The sequence below is a fragment of the Mesorhizobium sp. P2_E6 genome, from assembly GCF_056403835.1.
Map to the genome: position 1 here is coordinate 411,245 of NZ_JBFUEQ010000004.1, position 20,323 is coordinate 431,567.

Consider the following 20,323-nt stretch of genomic DNA (forward strand, 5'->3'; position numbering starts at 1 on the left):
GCTTGCCACGAAGCCTCACTTAATTGCATGTTAAGTGAACACTGAGATCACCATGAAAACCGCTGCGGATCACGCACTCAACGACAACGCCGCAACCGGCGCGGAAGCCCGCCGCTCCACGGTGCTGGGCGATCGCATCAAGGCCTATCGCACCGCGCGACGCCTGACGCTGCGCCAGCTCGGCGACTTGATCGGCACCACCGCCAGTTTCCTGAGCCAACTCGAGCGCGGTCTTTCGGGAGCCAACACCAGCACGCTTATGCTGATCGCCAATGCGCTCGGCATCGGCCTCGCCGATCTTTTCGACGAGAGCGAAGTCTCGCCGCACGCGGTGCTGACACGCGCCGATCGACCGGCGCTGCCGACCAGCGAAGGCTATCGCAAGACGCTGCTGTCGCGCCGGCCAATCCGAGAGATGGAGGTCTATTGTGGCGAATTCGCCGTTGGCGGCTCGACCGGCGACGTGCCCTACACACATGGCAACGCGCACGAAATGTTTCTCGTGCTGCGCGGGCGGCTGCAGCTGACGTTGGGCGACGAGAGCTTCATCCTCGAAGAGGGCGACAGTATCGAATATTCGACCTCGACGCCGCACAGGACCATCAATGTCGGCGACACGGTGGCCGAAGTGCTGTGGATCATCGCACCGTCGACAAGCGGCGCCGTCGATCTCGACCAATATGTGGCCCGGAAATCACTCGCACCCGGACTGCCAAAATCAAACAGCGAGTCATCGGAGGGTTAAAAAAATGGGAAGCAGATCAATAGTGTCCGGGCTTGTCGGCGCCGCCGCACTGGCCTTGATTGCAGCCGCCGCGGCTCATGCGCAGAGCGCGCCGCCGGCCGGCACCGTGGTGGACGGTTCGCTGAAAGGAAAGACGCTGACGTTCGTCTCCTATGGCGGCATCTACCAGGACGGCCAGGTCGCCGCCCTCAAGGAATTCGTCGACAAGAGCGGCGTCAAGCTGCTGAACGATGGCCCGACCGAAATCGCCAAGCTTCAGGCGCAGGTCGAGTCCGGCAATGTGACCTGGGATGTCGTCGATACCGACGACTTTCCGCCATTCGTGCATTGCGGCAAGCTGTTTCAAAAGCTCGACCTGACCAAGCTCGACGTTTCGCACATCCCGGCCGGACAGGTCGGCGAGTGCAGCGTGCCGGCGATGAACTACGGCACCGTGCTGATGTACAAGAACTCGACCTACAAGGACAATCCGCCGAAGGACTGGAAGGATTTCTTCGACACCAAGAAATTCCCCGGCACGCGCGCCATCGACGGCAGCGGCAGCCCGATCGGCGGTCTGATCGAACAGGGCATTCTGGCCGACGGTGGCTCGGTCGACAACATGACGCCGGCCGACATCGACAAGGGCATTGCCAAGATCAAGGCCATCGGTCCGGACACGATCTTCTGGAAGACCGGCGCCGAGTCCCAGCAGCTGGCAGAATCCGGCGAAGCCGACATGATCATCATGTGGACGGGCCGCGCCATGACGGCGGTCAAGAACGGCGCTGCCTATACGCCGGTGTGGAAGGACTGGCTGGTCGTCATGGATCAGCTGACCATCCCGGTCGGGGCCAAGGACACCGACGCCTCCTATGCGCTGATCAACGCCTATCTCGGCAAGAAGTCGCAGGAGGTCCTGACAGAGCAGACATCCTACTCGCCGATCAACACCGAGGCGCAGCCCAAGGTGGATGCTTCGGTCGCCGCCTTCCTGACCAACACGCCGGAACACGCCAAGCAGGGCTACCAGCAGAACATCAAGTTCTGGGTCGCCAATTTCGCCACCGCGTCCGACAAGTGGACGGCGCTGATGGCCGGCAACTGAGCCGGCCGAGCGCCAAGGCGAAAAGCGTGAGCCAGACATCACATACTCTGGCGGCCGGGGGTGACAATCCCCGGCCGGCGGGTGGCGTGCGGGGGCCGCAACGGCGCCTACGGCTTGCCGCCTACCCTTCGCTGCTGGCGATGCCTGCCTTGCTCCTGCTTATCGCGGCGATGGGCTATCCGCTGCTGACCGTCACGCTGCGCAGTTTCTCAGACCCCGCCTGGGGAATGCAGAACTACGTCTGGTTCTTTTCCACGCCGGTGAACGTCACGGTTCTGTGGCGCACCTTTTCCATCGCCGCCTGGGTCACCATCGTCTGCGTTATCGCCGCCTACCCCTACGCCTACCTGATGACGGCGGTTGGGCCGCGCATGCGGCTCGTCCTCATCCTGTGCGTGCTGGTGCCGTTCTGGGTCAGCGGCGTGGTGCGCACATTGGCCTGGGTCATCCTGCTGCAGGATTCCGGCATCATCAATTCCGTCGTCAGGTTGCTCGGCCTTGACACCGTGAAGCTGATCCGCACCCAGACCGGCGTGGTGATCGGCATGGCGCAGGTGCTGCTGCCGTTCATGATCCTGCCGCTCTATTCGGTCATGCGCGGCATCGACCTGCGCCTCGTGCAGGCGGCGCGCAGCCTCGGCGCGCGGCCCTCGCTGGCTTTCCTGCAGATCTATCTGCCGCTGTCGCTGCCCGGCGTATTCGCCGGCGCCATCATCGTCTTCATCCTGTCGCTCGGCTTCTACATCACGCCGGCCCTGCTCGGCGGCCCCCGCAGCACCATGCTGTCGACGCTGGTGCAGAGCCAGGTGCTCAGCCTGCTCAACTGGGGTCGCGGCGGCGCCATGGGTGTCGTGCTGCTGGTGGCGACCTTCGTGCTTCTGGCGCTCGCCGCGCCGCTGATGCGCCAGCGCCACAAACAGGCGTCCAGATCATGAGACTGGCGCCGTTCCGCATTCTGCTCGGTCTGTTCTGCCTGCTGGTTGCCGTGTGGCTGGTGATGCCGACGCTGGTCATCATCCCGATGTCATTCAACGAAAAGAAGTCGCTTGCCTTCCCGCCATCCGGCTTCTCATGGCAGTGGTACGAGAATTTTTTCACCAACCCCGACTGGCTGACCAGCTTCTTCAACTCGCTCAGGGTTGCGGGCCTTGTTGCCGTCGCCGCCACGCTGATCGGCACGCTGGCGGCACTCGGCCTCAGCCGCATGAAACATTCCGGCGCCGGCCTGCTGCGCGCCATCCTGATCACACCGATGATCGTGCCCGGTGTGGTGCTGGCGATCGGCATCTATGCCGTCTATCTCGACTACCAGCTCGTCGGCACCACCACCGGCTTCGTCATCGCGCACACGATGCTGGCGATCCCGTTCGTCATCATCGCCGTGTCGGCAAGCCTAGAAGTCTTCGACGTGCGGCTGGAGACGGCGGCGGCAAGCCTTGGCGCCGACCGCTTCACCGCATTCCGCACCGTCACCTTGCCGTTGATTGCGCCCGGCATCCTGTCCGGGCTGCTGTTTGCCTTCGTCACCTCCTTCGATGAAATCATCGTCGCGCTGTTCATCACCAGCCCCTATTTGAAGACCTTGCCCGTGCAGATCTTCACCAGCATCACCCGCGACGCCGACCCGACGGTGACGGCTGTCGGAACGATCATCTTCATTGCCACGACGCTGGTGATCAGTGCCGGGCTGATCATCAGCTCGAAATCGACGAGGAGTTGAGATGGCTGCGTCCAACAGCAAAGAACGTGGCGCGGCCATCGACATCAAGGCCGCAACCAAGCGTTACGGCAATTTCACCGCTCTCGACGACGTCAGCCTGCATATCGAGCCGGGCGAATTCATGACGCTGCTCGGCCCCAGCGGCTCGGGCAAGACCACCACGCTCAACGTCGTGGCCGGCTTTACCGACCTGACCTCAGGCGACCTCGCCGTCGGCGGCAAAAGCATCGTCGCGCTGCCGGCGCACAAGCGCAACATCGGCGTCGTCTTCCAGCACTACGCGCTGTTTCCGCACATGACCGTCGGCAAGAACGTCGCCTATCCGCTCACCCTGCGCGGCATGGACAAACAGGCGCGCGACCGCCACGTGGCGCGCGCTCTGGACATGGTCAAGATGGCCGACTTCGCGCATCGTTATCCAGCCGAGCTTTCCGGCGGCCAGCAGCAGCGCGTGGCGCTGGCCCGCGCCATCGTCTTCGATCCGCCGCTGCTACTCATGGACGAGCCGCTCGGAGCGCTCGACAAGAAACTGCGCGAATGGCTGCAGCTCGAAATCAAGCGCATCCACCGTGAGCTTGGCACCACCTTCGTCTATGTGACGCACGACCAGGAAGAGGCGCTGGTTCTGTCCGACCGCATCGCCGTGTTCAACCAGGGACGCATCGAACAGGTGGGAACCGGGCGTCAGCTCTACGACGAACCGGCGACATTGTTCGTGGCGAAGTTCATCGGCGAATCGACCAGTTTGCGTGGCGATGCCCAGACGTCAGGCGGCGAGACCAGAGTGACGATCGCCGGCCAGACGGTCGTCGCCGGCGGCAAGCTCGCCGGCAGCCAGAAACCGGTGGTTCTGCTGCGGCCGGAAAAGCTTTCGCTTGCCAGAACCAACACGCCTGCATCCGCCGGACAGAACAGCCTCACCGGCCAGGTCAGCGAAGCGATCTATCTGGGCTCGGGTTCGAAATACCAGGTGACACTGGGCGATGGTTCCGTGGCCATCGTGCGCGCGACGCTCGAGGCCACGCCTTTCTCGATTGGTGACGCGGTCGATCTGCGTTGGTCGGTCGTCGATGCAAAACTTCTTGCCGACGACGACCGCGCCGACATGACGATGACCTGATCGCTCATTTCCCCCGCAGGATTTTTAGACATGGACGCCAAAGTCAACGGCAACATCTCGTTCTGGTATGCCGACATCGGCCTGCCAGCCTATCGTGCGCCGCTTCCGGGCGACCTCGAAGCCGATGTCTGCATCGTCGGCGCGGGCTATACCGGCTTGTGGACGGCCTACTATCTGAAGAAGGCCGATCCTTCGATCCGCATCGCCATGGTGGACCGGGAATTCGCCGGCTTCGGCGCGTCCGGTCGCAATGGCGGCTGGCTGTCCGGCGGCTTCAGCTGGTCGCGCGAGAAATATCTGCAGACATCTACCCGTGGCGCCGTCATCGACATGGAAACCGCCATGCATGGCACGGTCGACGAAGTGATCGCGGTGACCGAGGCCGAAGGCATCGATGCCGATATTCGCCGCGTCGACAATCTGACGGTTGCGACCAACCCGCCGCAGCTGGAGCGGATTAAGGCCGCCTATGCGGATGCAATCGGCTGGAGCGTGCCTCAGGACCGCGTCAGCCTGATCGGCCAGGCAGAGGCCAAGGCCCGCATCAACATCCGGAACGTGCTTGGCGGCTACATCCACCACGGCACAGCACGCGTGCAGCCGGCCAAGCTGGTGCGTGGACTGTCCGAAGCCGTCGAGCGCCTCGGCGTGCCGATCTACGAACAGACGACCGTGACGGGTATTGAGAAGGGCAAGGTGACCACCGATCGCGGCACGGTGCGCGCGCCCATCATCATCCGCGCCACGGAGGGGTTCACGGCCGGCATATCAGGCAATGAGCGGCTCTGGCTGCCGCTCAACAGCGCACAGATCATCACCGAGCCGCTGCCCCAATCGCTGTGGGACGAGATCGGCTGGGACGGCCACGAACTGCTGGGCGACGCAGCACACGCCTATTGCTATGCCCAGCGCACCCGCGAAGGCCGCATCACCATGGGCGGGCGCGGCGTGCCCTACCGCTACGGATCGCAGACGGATGTGCACGGCCAGACACAGCAGGCGACCATCGAAAGCCTGCACGCGATCCTCACTCGCCTGCTGCCGCAGACCAGCAAGCTTCGCATCGACCACGCCTGGTGCGGCGTGCTTGGCGTGCCGCGCGACTGGTGCACGACGGCCGGCCTCGATCTTGAGACCGGCATCGGCTGGGCCGGCGGTTATGTCGGACTCGGCGTGTCGAGCTCCAACCTCTCGGGCCGGACGCTGCGCGACCTCATCCTGCGCCGCGACACCGAACTGACCCGCCTGCCCTGGGTCAACCGCCAGGTCAGCAAATGGGAGCCGGAGCCGATGCGCTGGCTCGGCGTCCACTCGATGTACCAGCTCTACCGCGTCGCCGACGAGCGCGAGGAAGCCGGTCTCCTGCACACGTCGAAACTGGCGGCTATCGCCGATCGCATCACCGGGCATTGAGCCCTGCGACATTGCATATCGAGTTGAAAAATTCAGTGCCTGCCCGGAGACCGCCATGACCGACTTCCAGACCTTTGCCCATCTCGCCTCGATCGATCTCGGCGAGCCCGAGCCCAAGCCGACCTCGATCAGCGGCGATCAACTCGAAGCGTCGAGGACATTGTGGATCTCGCCGGACGGGTCGCTGGAAGTCGGCGTCTGGGCATGCACGCCGGGCCGCTTCACCGCCTCGCGCGACACGAATTCCGAAACCTGTCACATCGTGTCGGGCCGGGTCTCGCTGCATGGTCCCGATGGCCACAGCAAGGAGGTTAGTGCCGGCGAAATGCTGGTGCTTCCGAAAGGCTGGAAAGGCGAGTGGACGATCCACGAACCGACGCGCAAGCTCTACATCCTGCACTTCGAAGCGGCGTGAGCTAGAGCAATTCCGGGAAAAGTGTGAAACGGTTTTCCCGGGAAAAGCGCGTAGCGCTTTCCCTGAGGGAATTGCGTCAAAACAAAGGGATAGAGCGGTTCGGCGTTTCCGTGAAACGGTGAACCGCTCTAGTCGTCGTCCGAACCGCTGGCGACCGGCTTGCCTTCGATTGCCTGCCGCAATGCGTCGTTGATCCTGTCCTGCCAGCCGGGGCCATCGGCTTGAAAATGGTCCAGCACGGTTCGATCGATCCTGATCGAAACAAGCTCCCTGACACCTGGAGCGGCCGAGGGCTCGCGAGGCGGAGCAACCGGCTTCTTGACTGGCTTGAAGGCGGCTTCGGCCGCCGTCATCGGATTTGTCGGTCGGCGCGGGGGATTTGCCATTGGGTGACCCTGACTGGAAGACGACTCACACTCGCCGATGAGGCGGCGCGCTTGGCACCACCATAGCCCAACTGACGCCATCGCGCAGGCCCATTTGGCCAGGAACAGCTCAGGCCCCGCAGTGTGCGGTCCCCGCATCGCCTTCGCGGCACGCGCTGGCACCGGTCACTCGGCGGCTTGAAGGATTTGTGCGGCGACGATGATCCTGATCTCGGCACGACAAGAGCCGCAATTCGTGCCGGCATGCAGCGCCGCCCCGATCGCCTCGACGCTGGCGCAGCCGCTTCGCACCGCCTGCGCGATCTGGTTGGCGCCGACGCCGAAGCAGGAGCAGACGATGGCGCCGCGATCGACGTCGACCCCGCCCGGCCGCCCGGCCACGATCGCCAGCCTGGCGCGTCGATCGACATGATCGGCGGTCAATTGGTCCGCCGCCCAGCCGCGCGACACCGCGACCGGACCAGGCGCGACGAACAGGGCGCCGGACAAGTGATCGCCGTCGAAAGCCGCGATGCGATGCTGGCCGGCATCGCGGTCATGATAGGCGAGGATTTCGCCGCCCGGGGTCGTGCCGAACAGGGATCCGGCGAAGCCGGCCCAGTCGATCTCGTCATCGGCAAAGGCAAGTTCGACCCGCCAGCCGCCCTTGCATTTGGCCGCGGCCCAGTAGGTCGCGGTATCAGGTTCCGGCCTCTGCCGCATCACCGCGAAGCCGAAGGCCTTTGCGGCGAATTTCTCGATGCGGGCGGCGACATGCTTCAGCGCCGGCTGGCCGGACACCGGATCGGTCAGCGGCGCGGTCAGCGCGTCGAGCCGGCCCTTTGCCGAGAACTGATCCGTCCAGTGCATCGGCGCAAACAGGCTGCCCCGGCGCTGGCGTGCCGTCACCAGCGCGCGCACCAGCACGTCGCCGCGCGGGCTGGAAACGCGCACGATGTCGGCGTCGCCGATCCCGAAGCACTGCGCATCCGCCGGATGGATTTCGACGAAGGGCTCGGCAATGTGCTGGGACAGCCGCGGGCTTTTCCCGGTCCGCGTCATGGTGTGCCAGTGATCGCGGATGCGTCCGGTGTTGAGGATCAGCGGATAGTCCGGGCTGGTGCGGGTCTCGACGGCGGGACGGACGGCGACGAAGCGCGCCTTGCGGTCGGGCGTGTAGAAATTGCCGTCGGCGAAGAAGCGGTGGCTGGAAGAGCCACTTGCGGCCTGAGCGCGCTCCTCTGGCTGATGTCCAGCTTGAGCACCCCCCTCTGGCCTGCCGGCCATCTCCCCCGCAAGGGGGGAGATTGGCGGTTTCGGCGTCCCTGCTCTTTCTCCAACGTTGGCGATTGACGAAAGCCGGTGCAACATCCGATCTCCCCCCTTGCGGGGGAGATGGCCGGCAGGCCAGAGGGGGGTGGCCGGACTCGGCGCTGGCCACTGGAACGGGGCCAATTCCTCATACCCGTCCGCATCAATCCCGGCATACGCACCAATATCGAAATCCCGCGCGCCGTCATTCTCGAACCCCGACAGCGCGGCATGTTCGGCAAACGCCTCCCACGGCGACGCATAGGAAAATGCCTCGGCAAAACCCATCCGCTTGCCCACTTCGGCGACGATCTGCCAGTCGGGCCGCGCCTCGCCGGGCAGGTCCAGGAACGCGCGCTGGCGCGAGATGCGGCGCTCGGAGTTGGTGACGGTGCCATCCTTCTCGCCCCAGGCGGCGGCGGGCAGCCGGACATGCGCGTGGCGGACGGTGTCGGTCCTGGCCAGCACCTCCGACACCACGACGAACGGGCAGGCCTTGATCGCCGCCTCGACGGCGTCGGCATCCGGCATCGAATCGACCGGGTTGGTGGCCATGATCCACAGCGCCTTGATGCGCCCGTCGGTCACCGCCTGAAACATCTCGACCGCCTTCAAGCCCGGCCTTTCGGCAATGACCGGAGCAGTCCAGAAGCGCTGCACGCGGTCACGATGGTCGGGGTTTTCGATCTCCATATGCGCGGCCAGCATATTAGCCATGCCGCCGACCTCGCGGCCGCCCATGGCGTTGGGCTGGCCGGTCACCGAAAACGGCCCGGCGCCGGGTCTGCCGATGCGGCCGGTGGCGAGATGGCAGTTGATGATGGCATTGACCTTGTCGGTGCCCGAAGACGACTGGTTCACCCCCTGGCTGTAGACGGTCACGGTCTTGGAGGTCGCGGCGAACAGGCTGTAGAAACGGCCAAGCTCGTCCTCGCTCAGCCCCGTGGCGGCGATGCCGGCAAGGTCGAGCTCCGATGCTGCGAAAAGCGCTTGCCCGAACCCGGTTGTGTGCGCCGTGATGAAGGCGCGGTCCAGCGCGTTGTGCTTGCCGAGATAGGCGAGCAGCCCCGTGAACAAAGCGACGTCGCCATCGGGCGCGATCGCCAGGTGCATGTCGGCAATGTCTGCGGTCATGGTGCGGCGCGGATCGACCAGCACGATCTTCATCTCCGGCCGCTTTTCCCGAGCCGCCGCGATTCGCTGGTAGAGCACGGGATGGCACCAGGCGAGATTGGAGCCGACCAGCACGATGAGGTCGGCAAGCTCCAGATCCTCATAATTTCCCGGCACGGTGTCGGAGCCGAAGGCGCGGCGGTGGCCGGCGACCGACGAGGCCATGCACAGGCGCGAGTTGGTGTCGATGTTGGCCGAGCCGACAAAACCCTTCATCAGCTTGTTGGCGACGTAGTAATCCTCGGTCAGCAACTGGCCGGAGACGTAGAAGGCGACGGCATCGGGACCGTGCTCGGCGATGGTTTGCGAGAAGGTCGAGGCGACGAGGTCGAGCGCCTCGTCCCAGCCGCTGCGGCGGCCGCGGATTTCGGGATAAAGCAACCTGCCGTCGAGGTCGATGGTCTCGGCCAGTGCCGACCCCTTGGAGCAGAGCCGGCCGAAATTCGCCGGATGGTCGGGGTCGCCGCGGACGGACACTTGCCCGTCCGCGGCGACCTTCGCCAGCACGCCGCAGCCCACCCCGCAATAGGGGCAGGTGGTCCTCACCTCGCGCGCAGCGTCAATCTCCATGTGTCAGGCCGCTCGGCTGGCCAGCGCTTCCAGCGCAATGAACAGACGCTCGCCTTCGACCCGCACCGGGATGGTGCGCACCGCGCCCTCATCGGCGCCGAGCGCCCTGCCCGTCTCCAGCGAAATCACCCAATTGTGCAAGGGACAAGTGACCGCCGTGCCATGCACGATGCCTTGGCTCAGCGGCCCGCCCTTGTGCGGGCAGTGGTCGTCGATGGCGTAGACCTGATCGTCGGCGGTGCGGAAGACGGCGATCTTGCCTTCCGGCGTGTCGACGCAGCGCGCGCCGCGGCGGGGGATGTCCGACAGGGAGCCTATTGATACCCAGTTCATGTGGCCATCCTCGCCTTTGCTCGATCTGAAGGCGCCCAGCCGCCCCCCTCTGGCCTGCCGGCCATCTCCCCCGCAAGGAGGGAGATCGGCAGTTGCACTGACAGCGCCCACTCCGCAACGTTGAAGATTGGCGAAAGCCGAAACAGCATCCGATCTCTCCCCTTGTGGGGGAGATGGCCGGCAGGCCAGAGGGGGGTGGGAAGAAACGCTTCCATCGGCCCTACTCTGCCGCCTGCGCAAAACCGACAGTCGCCATCGGCCGGAACTCGTGCTTGTCCTTGCCGGACACGCGTTCCGACCACGGGTCGACCTGGGCGAACTTCTGGCTGAAGACGAAGCGGTCGAAATAGGCCTTGCGCTTGGCATCGTCGTCCATGATCTGGCGCTTGATTTCGGGGATCCCGATGCGCTTGGCCCATTTGTAGATACGCTCGAGATAGCGGCCCTGCTCGCGATACATCTGCGTCAGCGCCACGATATGCTCCAGTGCCTCGTCCTCGGTCCTGACCAGGCCGAGCACTTCGGTGCCTTTGATGTCGAGACCGGCCGCCCCGGCGAAATGGATCTCGTAGCCACTGTCGACGCAGATGACGCCGACATCCTTGCAGGTCGCCTCCGCGCAGTTCCTCGGGCAACCCGACACCGCCATCTTGACCTTGGCCGGGGTCCACGAGCCCCACATGAATTTCTCGATGCGGATGCCGAGGCCCGTCGAATCCTGCGTGCCGAAGCGGCACCAGTCCGAGCCGACGCAGGTCTTCACGGTGCGCAGGCCCTTGGCATAGGCATGGCCGGAGACAAAGCCGGCCTGGCCGAGATCGGCCCACACCGCCGGCAGGTCCTGCTTGCGGATGCCGAGCATGTCGATGCGTTGGCCGCCGGTGACCTTGACCATCGGGATCTCGAACTTGTCGACGACATCGGCGATGGCGCGCAGTTCGGCCGCATTGGTGACGCCGCCCCACATGCGCGGCACCACCGAATAGGTGCCGTCCTTCTGGATGTTGGCGTGGACGCGCTCATTGATGAAGCGCGACTGGTAGTCGTCGGCATAGTCGTCCGGCCAGTCGCAGACGAGATAGTAGTTGAGCGCCGGCCGGCATTTGGCGCAGCCGCAGGAGGTCGTCCATTCCAGTTCCTGCATGACGGCCGGAATGGTCTTCAGGTGCTTGGCCTTGATCAGCCGGCGCACTTCGTCATGGCCGAGCGTGGTGCAGCCGCACATCGGCTGCACGGCCGCAGGGTTGTAGGTGTCGCCGAGCGTCAGCACCATCAGCTTTTCGACCAGCCCGGTGCAGGAGCCGCAGGAGGCCGACGCCTTGGTGTGAGCGCGCACATCGTCGAGCGAGGTCAGGCCCTTGGCCGTGATCGCACCCGTGATCTTGCTCTTGCAAACGCCGTTGCAGCCGCAGATTTCCGCATCATCCGGCAAGGCTGCAACGGCCGCCATAGGGTCCAGCGGGGCACCCCCCTGGTAGGACTGGCCGAATATGAGCGTGTCGCGCATTGGCGAAATGTCGGTCTGCTTCTTCTTGAGGTCGTTGAACCAAGCGCCGTCGGCCGTCTCGCCATAGAGCACCGTGCCGATGATCCGGTCGTCCTTCAGCACCAGGCGCTTGTACACGCCGGCGGCCGCGTCGCGCAGCACGATCTCCTGGCGGTCCTCGCCCTCGGCGAAGTCGCCGAGCGAGAACAGGTCGATGCCGGTGACCTTGAGTTTGGTCGGCGTGTCCACGTGGACGAAGGCCGCCTTCTCGTTGCCGGCCAGCTGTTGGGCCGCAACGCGCGCCATCTCGTATAGCGGTGCGACCAGCCCGTAGACCTGGCCGTTGACCTCGGCGCATTCGCCAAGCGCGTAGATATCGGGATCATTGCTGCGCATGCCGGCGTCGACCACGATGCCGCGATTGACGGCAATGCCGGCTTCCTTGGCAAGTGCCGAATTCGGCCTGATGCCGACCGCCATGACCACCAGCGTCGCCGGAATGACGGTGCCGTCGGCGAGCTCCACCTGTCCGACCTTGCCGTTGCCCGTGATCGCCTTTGTGTTGGCCTTGGTGATGACCTTGATGCCGCGCTGTTCCACCGCGCGCTGCAGGAGATAGCCGGCGGCCGAATCGAGTTGGCGCTCCATCAAAGTCGGCATGACATGCAGCACGGTCACGTCCATGCCTTGCGCGTTCAGCCCGGCCGCCGCCTCCAGCCCGAGCAGGCCGCCGCCGATGACCACGGCCTTGGCCCGCGACTGCGCGGCGAGCATCATCGCCTGCACGTCGTCGAGGTCGCGATAGGTCAGCACGCCCGGCAGATCATGGCCGGGCACCGGGATGATGAACGGCACCGAGCCGGTGGCGATGACGAGCTTGTCGTAGGGCTCGGTGACGCCGTGATCGGAGGTGACGGTCTTCGCCGCCCGGTCGATGGCGATGATCTTGTGGCCCTTGTAGAGGGTGATGTTGTTGGCGATGTACCAGCCATCGCCGTGGATGATGATTTCCTCATAGGCCTTCTCGCCCGACAGCACCGGCGACAGCATTATGCGGTCGTAATTGACCCGTGGCTCGGCGTTGAAGATGGTGACGGTGTAGCGGCCCGGCGCCTGTTCCAGCAGGTGCTCCAGCATGCGCCCAGGGGCCATGCCGTTGCCGATGATGACGAGTTTTTCGCTCATGGTGCTACTCCGCGGCTTCGACGAAGCGGTGGCGTTCGTAGAGGAACTTCAGCACCGCCTCGCGGCAGCGCAGGAAGGTCCGGTCGGAGGCGAGCTCGATGCGCCGGCGTGGGCGCGCCAGCGGCACCGCAAGCACCTCGCCGATGGTCGCCGCCGGGCCGTTGGTCATCATGACGATGCGGTCGGAGAGCAGCACCGCCTCGTCGACATCATGGGTGATCATGATCGTCGTCGAGCCGAGCCGCGAATGGATGTCCATCACCGCGTCCTGCAGATGGGCGCGCGTCAGCGCATCGAGCGCGCCGAACGGCTCGTCGAGCAGCAGGATCTTCGGCTCCATGGCCAGCGCCCGGGCGATGCCGACGCGCTGCTTCATGCCGCCCGAGATTTCGGCCGGGCGCTTGTCCCTGGCATGCGCCATCTGCACGAGGTCGAGATTGCGCATGATCCAGTCATGCCGCTCGGCCTTGTTCTTGCTGCGGCCGAAGACTTTCGACACCGCCAGGTTGATGTTCTCATAGACGGTCAGCCACGGCAGCAGGCTGTGGTTCTGGAACACCACGGCGCGTTCGGGTCCGGGGCTGTCGACCTCCTTGTCCTCGAGCAGCACGGCGCCTGCGGACACTGTGGTCAACCCGGCGATCAAATTGAGCAAGGTCGACTTGCCGCAGCCGGAATGGCCGATGATCGAGACGAATTCGCCCTTGTCGATGGTCAGCCGGATGTCCTTCAGCACCTCGCTGACCTGATTGCCGCGGGCAAAGGATTTGTCGATATGGTCGAGCTTCAGATAGGCCGTCATGGCGCTGTCCTCACTTTGCCGTTGTGCCGCGGGTGACGAAGGCGCCGACCGCCGCGACCAGGCGGTCGAGGCAGAAGCCGGTGACGCCGATATAGGCGAGCGCGACGATGATGTCGGGCAGCCGCGACGAGTTCCACGCGTCCCAGATGAAGAAGCCGATGCCGACGCCGCCGGTCAGCATTTCGGCGGCGACGATGGCGAGCCAGGACAGGCCGATGCCGATCCTCAAGCCGGTGAAGATGTAGGGGGCGGCGGCCGGCACCATGATCTTCACGAAGAATTCGAACTGGTTGAGCCGCAGGATGCGGGCAACGTTGCGGTAGTCCTCGGGGATGTTGCGCACGCCGACGGCGGTGTTGATGATGATCGGCCAGATCGAGGTGATGAAGATGACGAAGAGCGCCGACGGGCTGGAATCGCGGAACGCGGCCAGCGACAGCGGCAGCCAGGCCAGCGGCGGCACGGTGCGCAGGATCTGGAACACCGGATCGAGGCCGCGCATCGCCCAGATCGACTGGCCAACCAGCGCGCCGAGCGCCACGCCTACGATCGCCGCCAGGCCAAAGCCGATGGCGACCCGCTGCAGTGAGATCAGCACCCGCCAGGCCAGCCCGATGTCCTGCGGGCCATTGTTGAAGAAAGGATGCGCGATCAGGTCGTAGGCCTCGTTCCACACCTGGCTCGGCGGCGGCAGGCTGGCGGTCGGCGACGAGCAGGCGATCTGCCAGACGACCAGCATGAGGGCGATGACGATGGCCGGCGGAACCAGCGCGCTCGCCAGTTTGCCGGCGATCACCATCGGATCGAAACGGCGCCGCGCCTTGGCGGTGAAAGCGATGACCTCCGCTGGCTTGGCGGGGAACGCTTTCACCGTTGTGTCCTCGATTGTCTGGATCGACATGTCTGGGAAAAACTCCTTGGTCGGAATCTCCGCAACGGCGCAAGGCGCTGTTGCGGCAAAGGGCGCAATACGCCGTTTGCGCTGGCTCAAGCGGAGGCCTTGATCTTCAGGCTGTCGAGATAGGCGGACGGGTTGGCCGGATCGAAGACCTTGCCGTCGAAGAAGGTCTCGACACCGCGCGACGAGGATGCCGGAATGTCGGCTGCCGCCACGCCAAGGTCCTTGGCCGCCTCGCGCCACAGGTCCTCGCGGTTGACCTGATCGACCAGCGCCTTGATGTCGGTGGTCGGCGCGAACTTGCCCCAGCGGATGTTCTCGGCGAGGAACCACGAGTCATGGCTCTTGAACGGATAGGACACGCCGCCCGTCCAGAACTTCATGTAGAGATCGGAGCCGGTGGCGACGCGGCCATTGCCGTAGTTGATGTCGCCCTTGAGGCGGCCGATGATATCGGCGACAGGCACGTTCATCCATTGCCGCTTGCCGATGATGGCGGCCATCTCGTCCTTGTTCTCCTTGGCCTCGCACCATTGCTGGGCTTCCATGACGGCCATCAGGATCGCCTTGGTGGCGTTCGGGTATTTGTCGATGAATTCGGCGCGCAGGCCGAGCGCCTTTTCCGGATGGCCCTTCCACAATTCGCCCGTCGTGGCGGCGGTGAAGCCGACGCCCTGGTGGACAAGCTGCTCGTTCCACGGCTCGCCGACGCAGAACACATCCATGTTGCCGACCTTCATGTTGGCCACCATCTGTGGCGGCGGCACGACGATGGTCGAGACATCCTTGTCGGGATCGATGCCGCCGGCGGCGAGCCAGTAGCGCAGCCACAAATCATGGGTGCCGCCCGGGAAGGTCATGGCGGCCTTGATGTCCTTGCCGGCCGCCTTCTTGGCGGCGAAGGCGTCCTTCAGCTTCGAGGCGTCAAGGCCGACACCGGTGCCGGCATATTCCTGGGCGACCGAAATGCCCTGGCAGTCGTAGTTGAGCCGCGCCACGATCGCCATCGGCATCGGCTGGTTGTTCTGCGTCACCTTGCCGGTGTGCATCAAATAGGGCAGCGGCGTCAGGATATGGGCGCCGTCGATGCCGTTGGCCGCGCCGCCGAGCATCAGATTGTCGCGCGTCGCGCCCCAGGAGGCCTGCTTGAGCACCTCGACATCGGGCATGCCGAACTTCTCGAAAAACCCCTTCTCCTTGGCGATCATCAGCGGTGCGGCATCGGTCAGCGCGATGAAGCCGAGCTTGGCGCCGGTGACTTCCGGCGAGGTCGTGGCCGCATAGGCGCCGGAGGGGAAGAGCTTGCGGGCGGCCATGAACAGCCCCGCCGTCATCGCACTGCTGACCAGAAAATCGCGGCGGGTCACATCCTTTGGCGATGTCCCAGTCCCGATCCATGTCTTCATCGTCTTCTTCATCGTCGTCTCCGGTTGAACGCGGTCCGCGCCGTCGATTGTTGGCCCAAAAACAAAAAAGCCGCCGGCCAGGCCTGCGCGTCCGGAAATCCGGATCGCGTCTTGACCTGAGCGGCAGCTTTGCCTGTGGGCGCCCGTCATTGGACGCCTATTCCGTGACCCCAAGGAGGCCTGGTTATTTCAAAGCATGAACCATGCCAGATTCGAGAGAAAGGAAAAATAACAATGAAATCAATGAAACGCGCCGTCCGCCTACGCAACAGACGATATGGCGAGCAGGCCAAAGATTGTTCATTAAAGCAATCGCACGCACAATTTTTGTGCAATGCACAAGAATGGCGCGAAAATAATCAGGCTTCCGCGCGGGCCGATTTCTGGCCGGCAATGTAGCCTTCGACCTCATCGGGATCGAAGATCTGGCCGTCGAAGAAACCATCGGGGCCGAGCACCAGGCCGGCGCCTGTCGCGCCGACGGCGGTGGCTATGCGCAGCGCACCCTCGACCTTCGAATTGGCGCCAGGCAGTGCGACGCCAAGCGGCTTCAGCGCCGAACGGTAGAGATCTGGGCGGTAGCAGTCGCGGGCAATAGCGAGATTGTCGGGCGTGTGTTCGACATGCCCCCAACGCACCATCTGCGTGTAGAACCACAGCGCATGGCTCTTCCAGGGAAAGTTCGCCGCCTTGTCGAAGGGCAGGAAGAAGTCTTCGATATCCAGCGCCGCTCCTCCACCCAATTGGAGATGGCCGGTCAGGATCGGCAACTGGACCGAGGGCGGCAGGCCAAGGAAGCCGGGCTGCGCCATCACCCCGGCCAGTTCGCCATGGTTGGCCGGATCCTGGCACCAGCGCGCCGAGTGGTGTAGCGCGCGCAGCAGCGCCGCCAAGGCGTCGGGGGACTGTTCGGCCCAGACCTTGCGCACGCCGATCACCTTCTCCGGGCTGTTGCGCCATATCTGCGCCTTGACGGTGACGATGTGGCCGGTGCCGGCGGCCACCGCGGCGCTGTTCCAGGGTTCGCCGACGCAGTAGCCATCGATCCGCCCAGTGGCCAGCGCGTCGGCCATGAAGGGCGGCGGCACGATGACGATCTCGATCTCGCGCGTCGGATCGATGCCACAGGCGGCGAGCCAGTAGCGCAGCTCGTAATTATGCCCGGAATGCGGATGCACGACGGCGAATCGCAGCGGGTCGCGGCCGGCAGCGGCGCGCTCGCGGATGAGCGCGCCAAGTGCGGCACCGGCGCGCGCCGGGTCGAGATCGGGGGCAGCACCATGCGCTGCCATGCCGGCCCAGACGGCATTGGAAATGGTGACGCAGTTGCCGCCGAGACCGAGCGAGAACGGCACGATGGTTTCTGAAGCGAGCGGCGTCAGCCCGAGATTGCAGGCGAGCGGCATCGGTCCCAGCATATGCGCGAGATGGAAGTGGCCGATGGCGATGCGGTCGCGGATGTTGGCCCAGGACGTCTCGCGGTGCAGCGTGAGGTCGATGCCTTCGCGTGCGGCAAAGCCAAGCTCGCCGGCCGCGACCAGCACCGCACTGTCGAACAGCGGCATGAAGCCGGCGGTGATCTGATGCTCGGCGCCCATGCTCATTCGTCCTCCGCCGGTCCCAACAAGCCGGCGGCGGTCACCAGGCTCTGGGCGATGTCGCCGATCTTGCGGTTCTGGTTCATCGCCGTCTTGCGCAGCAGCGTGTAGGCAGCCTCTTCGCTGAGGCCACGCGACTTCATCAGGATGCCTTTGGCGCGATCGATCACCTTGCGGCTCTCGAGCTCGCTGCGCGCCTCTTCCAGTTCGCGCGCCATGCGCGAAAAGGCGTTGAAACGGCTGACCGCCATGTCGAGGATCGGCTTGACGCGCTCCTGCCGCAGGCCGTCGACGACATAGGCCGAAACGCCGGCATCGACCGCCGCCTCGATCGAGGCCTGGTCGGAGCGGTCGACGAACATGGCGATCGGCCGCTTCACCGCCCGCGACAGCTGGAACATGTTTTCCAGCATGTCGCGGTTCGGGTTTTCGAGATCGATGACGATGACGTCGGGTTCGATCTCGGCGATCCGCCGCGCAATGCCGGTCACGTCATGGATGACGGTGACCCGCTCATGGCCGGCCTCGCGCAGCCCCGCCTCGATGATCGCGGCGCGGATGCGGTTTTCATCGATCACCAGGACGGCGAGTGCGGTTCGGACCATGCCTGCATTGTGCCCAAGCGAGGGAATTGTGCAATGCGGGATAACCCGGCGAGCGCAACATTCGCTGCGCATGGCACGCTGAAACGGCTGCACTGCCGCACACCATGGCCCTGGCCTCGCATGATTTCTGTGTCATCAGAACGATAGCCGACCGGGTTATGCCTGCGCAGGGGCTTGTGGTGGAACAGGGGCCGACCAGGTCTTCCAGGACCCGCACCACCCTGTGCCCAGCAACGCGCCGACCTGGAGCTTGATCCGCATAGCGAATCCGCTTCGGGGAAGATCATGCTCAAACCCAGAGATAGAGCCAAAGAGAGACGAGATGTGGCTGAGTGAATTCGAAATTGTCCTTCGCGACCGCGTGATCCCCAATGGCGCCATCCGGATCGAAAACGGCCGCATCGAAGAGGTCCGCGACGCGCCTGTCGAGAATGCCGACATCGTGGGTGGAGGCCGCCTGCTGCTGCCCGGTTTCATCGACATGCATGGCGACATGGTGGAGAAGGAAGTGGAGCCGCGCCTCGGCGTGCATGTGCCGATGACGATCGGCATTGCCGAACTCGACAAGAAGCTGGCCTCCTGCGGCGTGACCACGGCCTATGCCGCGCTCTCCTTCATCGGCGCCAGCGTCTCCAGCGGCGTGCTGCGCTCGGAAGAGCATACGTCTGATATCATCGAGACCATCGCCGGACTGAAGGACGACCTTTTGGTCGATCATCGCATCCATGCCCGGTTCGAGGTGACCTTCGCCGCGGCCATCGGCGTGCTGCAGAGACTGATGGACGCCGGCAAGCTGCACCTGATCTCACTGATGGACCACACGCCCGGACAGGGGCAGTACCGCGACGTCGAACTCTACATCGCCCGCATCGCCAAGGAGCGCGGCATGTCGGTTGCCGAGGCATCCGAGATCGTCGGCCAGCGCATCGCCGGCCGAAATGGACATGGCGACGTCCTCAGCACGCTGCAGGACCTGTCGGCATTTGCCCGTGCCCGCGGCATCGTGCTCGCCTCTCATGACGACGACACGCTGGAGAAGGTGGAATTCGTCCATGGCCTGGGTGCCGCGCTGAGCGAATTCCCGGTGACCCTGGAGGCGGCGCAAGAAGCCCGCAGGCTCGGAATGCACACCGTCATGGGCGCGCCCAATGCACTGCGCGGCAATTCCTATTCCGGCAATCTTTCCGCCCGGCAGGCCTACGAGGCTGGACTGCTCGACATGCTGGCCAGCGACTACCACCCGGCCTCGATCCTGCCGGCTGTTCTCAGCCTGGCGGCGCTGGATGACGGCGGCCTTGTGGCGGCGGCCGCGCTGACCAGCTCCAATCCGGCCAAGGCATTGGGGCTTGACGACCGTGGCGCCATCGAGACGGGACTTCTGGCCGATCTCGTCGTGGCCGACCGCCAGCCGGTCGCACGCGTCCGCGCCACCTTCCGCGCCGGCCGCATGATCTACAGCGACGGTACGCTGGGCCTGCGCCGGCATTGAACAAGAAAATAGTGTACTGTCACCGTAATTCACGCAATTCGAGAAAATGAAATGGATAAAAAGGAACTTGAATCACTCCTAAATAAAGACCTTTCAGCAAATGGCTTCAAGAAGAAGTCTGCGACATGGTACCGCCAAGATGCAGGTGCGCTTCAAGTCGTTAATTTGCAGAAATCAAACTTCGGGCTAAGATTCTACGTGAATATTGGCTGCGTTCCAAACGGGATGTCTGTTGAAGGATTGCCAACCCCTAAGGAATACGATTGTCCGATTAAGATCAGACTTGACAGTGCCTTCCCTGATCAGAAAACGAGGATAGAAGAAACATTGGATCTTGAAATTTCTGGACTAAAGGACGATGAAAGATCTGCTAACATATCAAATATCGTTTCTACATTGATTATCCCCTTTCTTGAAAATATAAATGACGCAGATAGTTTGATTTCATCTATAGAATCTGGAGTTCTTGATCGTGCATTTGTCATGCTAACTGCAAAGTCCTTTCTTGGAATTGAATAACGAAGAAATTACGGTGACAGTGCGAATTACGGTGACAGTGCACTTTTTGCATGTTCGCTCGACCATCGTTTGTGTGTAGATTG

Annotated in this window: 18 protein-coding genes; 9 read left to right on the forward strand and 9 right to left on the reverse strand. The window is 64.0% G+C overall.

What is annotated here, in order from left to right; all coding sequences use genetic code 11:
- Positions 1–52: 52 nt before the first annotated feature.
- From AC1D08_RS12765 to AC1D08_RS12795, 7 genes are read left to right on the forward strand one after another with little or no spacing between them, the layout of a single operon-like run.
- Positions 53–745 (forward strand): helix-turn-helix domain-containing protein, encoded by a 693-nt coding sequence (locus AC1D08_RS12765; RefSeq protein WP_457150706.1) that lies wholly within the window; start codon positions 53–55, stop codon positions 743–745.
- A 4-nt stretch (positions 746–749) separates the two neighbouring features.
- Positions 750–1,832, forward strand: a complete 1,083-nt coding sequence (locus AC1D08_RS12770; RefSeq protein WP_457150707.1) for an extracellular solute-binding protein — start codon at positions 750–752, stop codon at positions 1,830–1,832.
- A gap of 26 nt (positions 1,833–1,858) precedes the next feature.
- Complete coding sequence (locus AC1D08_RS12775; protein ID WP_457150708.1) at positions 1,859–2,767, forward strand: ABC transporter permease; 909 nt, start codon at positions 1,859–1,861, stop codon at positions 2,765–2,767.
- A complete protein-coding gene (locus tag AC1D08_RS12780; RefSeq protein WP_477423227.1) occupies positions 2,764–3,552 on the forward strand; it encodes an ABC transporter permease in 789 nt (262 codons plus the stop codon). Before AC1D08_RS12775 ends, AC1D08_RS12780 begins: the two co-directional genes overlap by 4 nt.
- A 1-nt stretch (position 3,553) precedes the next feature.
- Positions 3,554–4,672, forward strand: coding sequence for an ABC transporter ATP-binding protein (locus AC1D08_RS12785; protein WP_457150710.1), 1,119 nt, complete (start codon positions 3,554–3,556; stop codon positions 4,670–4,672).
- A gap of 30 nt (positions 4,673–4,702) precedes the next feature.
- On the forward strand, positions 4,703–6,085 hold the full coding sequence (locus AC1D08_RS12790; RefSeq protein ID WP_457150711.1) for an NAD(P)/FAD-dependent oxidoreductase: 1,383 nt from the start codon (positions 4,703–4,705) through the stop codon (positions 6,083–6,085).
- Between the two features lie 55 nt (positions 6,086–6,140).
- Complete coding sequence (locus tag AC1D08_RS12795) at positions 6,141–6,500, forward strand: cupin domain-containing protein (RefSeq protein WP_457150712.1); 360 nt, start codon at positions 6,141–6,143, stop codon at positions 6,498–6,500.
- Positions 6,501–6,628: 128 nt separating this feature from the next.
- Here the strand turns inward: AC1D08_RS12795 and AC1D08_RS12800 are convergent, their stop codons facing one another.
- From AC1D08_RS12800 to AC1D08_RS12840, 9 genes are all read right to left on the reverse strand, one after another.
- A complete protein-coding gene (locus AC1D08_RS12800; protein ID WP_457150713.1) occupies positions 6,629–6,886 on the reverse strand; it encodes a BrnA antitoxin family protein in 258 nt (85 codons plus the stop codon).
- A gap of 165 nt (positions 6,887–7,051) precedes the next feature.
- Positions 7,052–9,919 (reverse strand): nitrate reductase, encoded by a 2,868-nt coding sequence (locus AC1D08_RS12805; protein WP_457150714.1) that lies wholly within the window; start codon positions 9,917–9,919, stop codon positions 7,052–7,054.
- Between the two features lie 3 nt (positions 9,920–9,922).
- Positions 9,923–10,252 (reverse strand): nitrite reductase small subunit NirD, encoded by a 330-nt coding sequence (nirD, locus tag AC1D08_RS12810; protein ID WP_111543757.1) that lies wholly within the window; start codon positions 10,250–10,252, stop codon positions 9,923–9,925.
- Positions 10,253–10,472: 220 nt separating this feature from the next.
- The gene (gene nirB, locus AC1D08_RS12815) at positions 10,473–12,923 is read right to left on the reverse strand and encodes a nitrite reductase large subunit NirB (RefSeq protein WP_477423230.1); all 2,451 of its coding nucleotides are present in this window, start codon (positions 12,921–12,923) and stop codon (positions 10,473–10,475) included.
- A 4-nt stretch (positions 12,924–12,927) separates the two neighbouring features.
- Positions 12,928–13,725 carry an ABC transporter ATP-binding protein gene (locus AC1D08_RS12820; RefSeq protein ID WP_477423232.1) on the reverse strand — a complete coding sequence of 266 codons (798 nt, stop codon included), beginning with the start codon at positions 13,723–13,725 and terminating at the stop codon, positions 12,928–12,930.
- Positions 13,726–13,735: 10 nt separating this feature from the next.
- Entirely contained in the window at positions 13,736–14,626 is an 891-nt protein-coding gene (gene ntrB, locus AC1D08_RS12825; protein WP_457150717.1) for a nitrate ABC transporter permease, read from the reverse strand.
- Positions 14,627–14,712: 86 nt separating this feature from the next.
- A complete protein-coding gene (locus AC1D08_RS12830) occupies positions 14,713–16,041 on the reverse strand; it encodes a CmpA/NrtA family ABC transporter substrate-binding protein (RefSeq protein WP_457150718.1) in 1,329 nt (442 codons plus the stop codon).
- Between the two features lie 347 nt (positions 16,042–16,388).
- Entirely contained in the window at positions 16,389–17,627 is a 1,239-nt protein-coding gene (locus AC1D08_RS12835) for a CmpA/NrtA family ABC transporter substrate-binding protein (RefSeq protein ID WP_457150721.1), read from the reverse strand.
- 2 nt (positions 17,628–17,629) lie between these two features.
- A complete protein-coding gene (locus tag AC1D08_RS12840; protein WP_379022504.1) occupies positions 17,630–18,232 on the reverse strand; it encodes an ANTAR domain-containing response regulator in 603 nt (200 codons plus the stop codon).
- Positions 18,233–18,554: 322 nt separating this feature from the next.
- On the opposite strand from AC1D08_RS12840, the gene AC1D08_RS12845 reads away from it, so the two are divergent.
- A complete protein-coding gene (locus AC1D08_RS12845) occupies positions 18,555–19,721 on the forward strand; it encodes an alpha-D-ribose 1-methylphosphonate 5-triphosphate diphosphatase (RefSeq protein ID WP_457150719.1) in 1,167 nt (388 codons plus the stop codon).
- A gap of 51 nt (positions 19,722–19,772) precedes the next feature.
- Complete coding sequence (locus tag AC1D08_RS12850) at positions 19,773–20,240, forward strand: DUF4304 domain-containing protein (protein ID WP_477423234.1); 468 nt, start codon at positions 19,773–19,775, stop codon at positions 20,238–20,240.
- The last annotated feature ends 83 nt before the right edge of the window (positions 20,241–20,323 follow it).

What these genes read in the sequence shown, in the direction of transcription:
- AC1D08_RS12830 (WP_457150718.1), bottom strand. Translation starts at nt 16,041, where the DNA reads ATGAAGAAGACGATGAAGACATGGATCGGGACTGGGACATCGCCAAAG.
- AC1D08_RS12770 (WP_457150707.1), top strand. Translation starts at nt 750, where the DNA reads ATGGGAAGCAGATCAATAGTGTCCGGGCTTGTCGGCGCCGCCGCACTG.
- AC1D08_RS12780 (WP_477423227.1), top strand. Translation starts at nt 2,764, where the DNA reads ATGAGACTGGCGCCGTTCCGCATTCTGCTCGGTCTGTTCTGCCTGCTG.
- AC1D08_RS12820 (WP_477423232.1), bottom strand. Translation starts at nt 13,725, where the DNA reads ATGACGGCCTATCTGAAGCTCGACCATATCGACAAATCCTTTGCCCGC.
- AC1D08_RS12765 (WP_457150706.1), top strand. Translation starts at nt 53, where the DNA reads ATGAAAACCGCTGCGGATCACGCACTCAACGACAACGCCGCAACCGGC.
- AC1D08_RS12845 (WP_457150719.1), top strand. Translation starts at nt 18,555, where the DNA reads ATGTGGCTGAGTGAATTCGAAATTGTCCTTCGCGACCGCGTGATCCCC.
- AC1D08_RS12785 (WP_457150710.1), top strand. Translation starts at nt 3,554, where the DNA reads ATGGCTGCGTCCAACAGCAAAGAACGTGGCGCGGCCATCGACATCAAG.
- nirD (WP_111543757.1), bottom strand. Translation starts at nt 10,252, where the DNA reads ATGAACTGGGTATCAATAGGCTCCCTGTCGGACATCCCCCGCCGCGGC.
- AC1D08_RS12835 (WP_457150721.1), bottom strand. Translation starts at nt 17,627, where the DNA reads ATGGGCGCCGAGCATCAGATCACCGCCGGCTTCATGCCGCTGTTCGAC.
- ntrB (WP_457150717.1), bottom strand. Translation starts at nt 14,626, where the DNA reads ATGTCGATCCAGACAATCGAGGACACAACGGTGAAAGCGTTCCCCGCC.
- AC1D08_RS12840 (WP_379022504.1), bottom strand. Translation starts at nt 18,232, where the DNA reads ATGGTCCGAACCGCACTCGCCGTCCTGGTGATCGATGAAAACCGCATC.
- AC1D08_RS12795 (WP_457150712.1), top strand. Translation starts at nt 6,141, where the DNA reads ATGACCGACTTCCAGACCTTTGCCCATCTCGCCTCGATCGATCTCGGC.
- AC1D08_RS12790 (WP_457150711.1), top strand. Translation starts at nt 4,703, where the DNA reads ATGGACGCCAAAGTCAACGGCAACATCTCGTTCTGGTATGCCGACATC.
- AC1D08_RS12800 (WP_457150713.1), bottom strand. Translation starts at nt 6,886, where the DNA reads ATGGCAAATCCCCCGCGCCGACCGACAAATCCGATGACGGCGGCCGAA.
- AC1D08_RS12850 (WP_477423234.1), top strand. Translation starts at nt 19,773, where the DNA reads ATGGATAAAAAGGAACTTGAATCACTCCTAAATAAAGACCTTTCAGCA.
- nirB (WP_477423230.1), bottom strand. Translation starts at nt 12,923, where the DNA reads ATGAGCGAAAAACTCGTCATCATCGGCAACGGCATGGCCCCTGGGCGC.
- AC1D08_RS12805 (WP_457150714.1), bottom strand. Translation starts at nt 9,919, where the DNA reads ATGGAGATTGACGCTGCGCGCGAGGTGAGGACCACCTGCCCCTATTGC.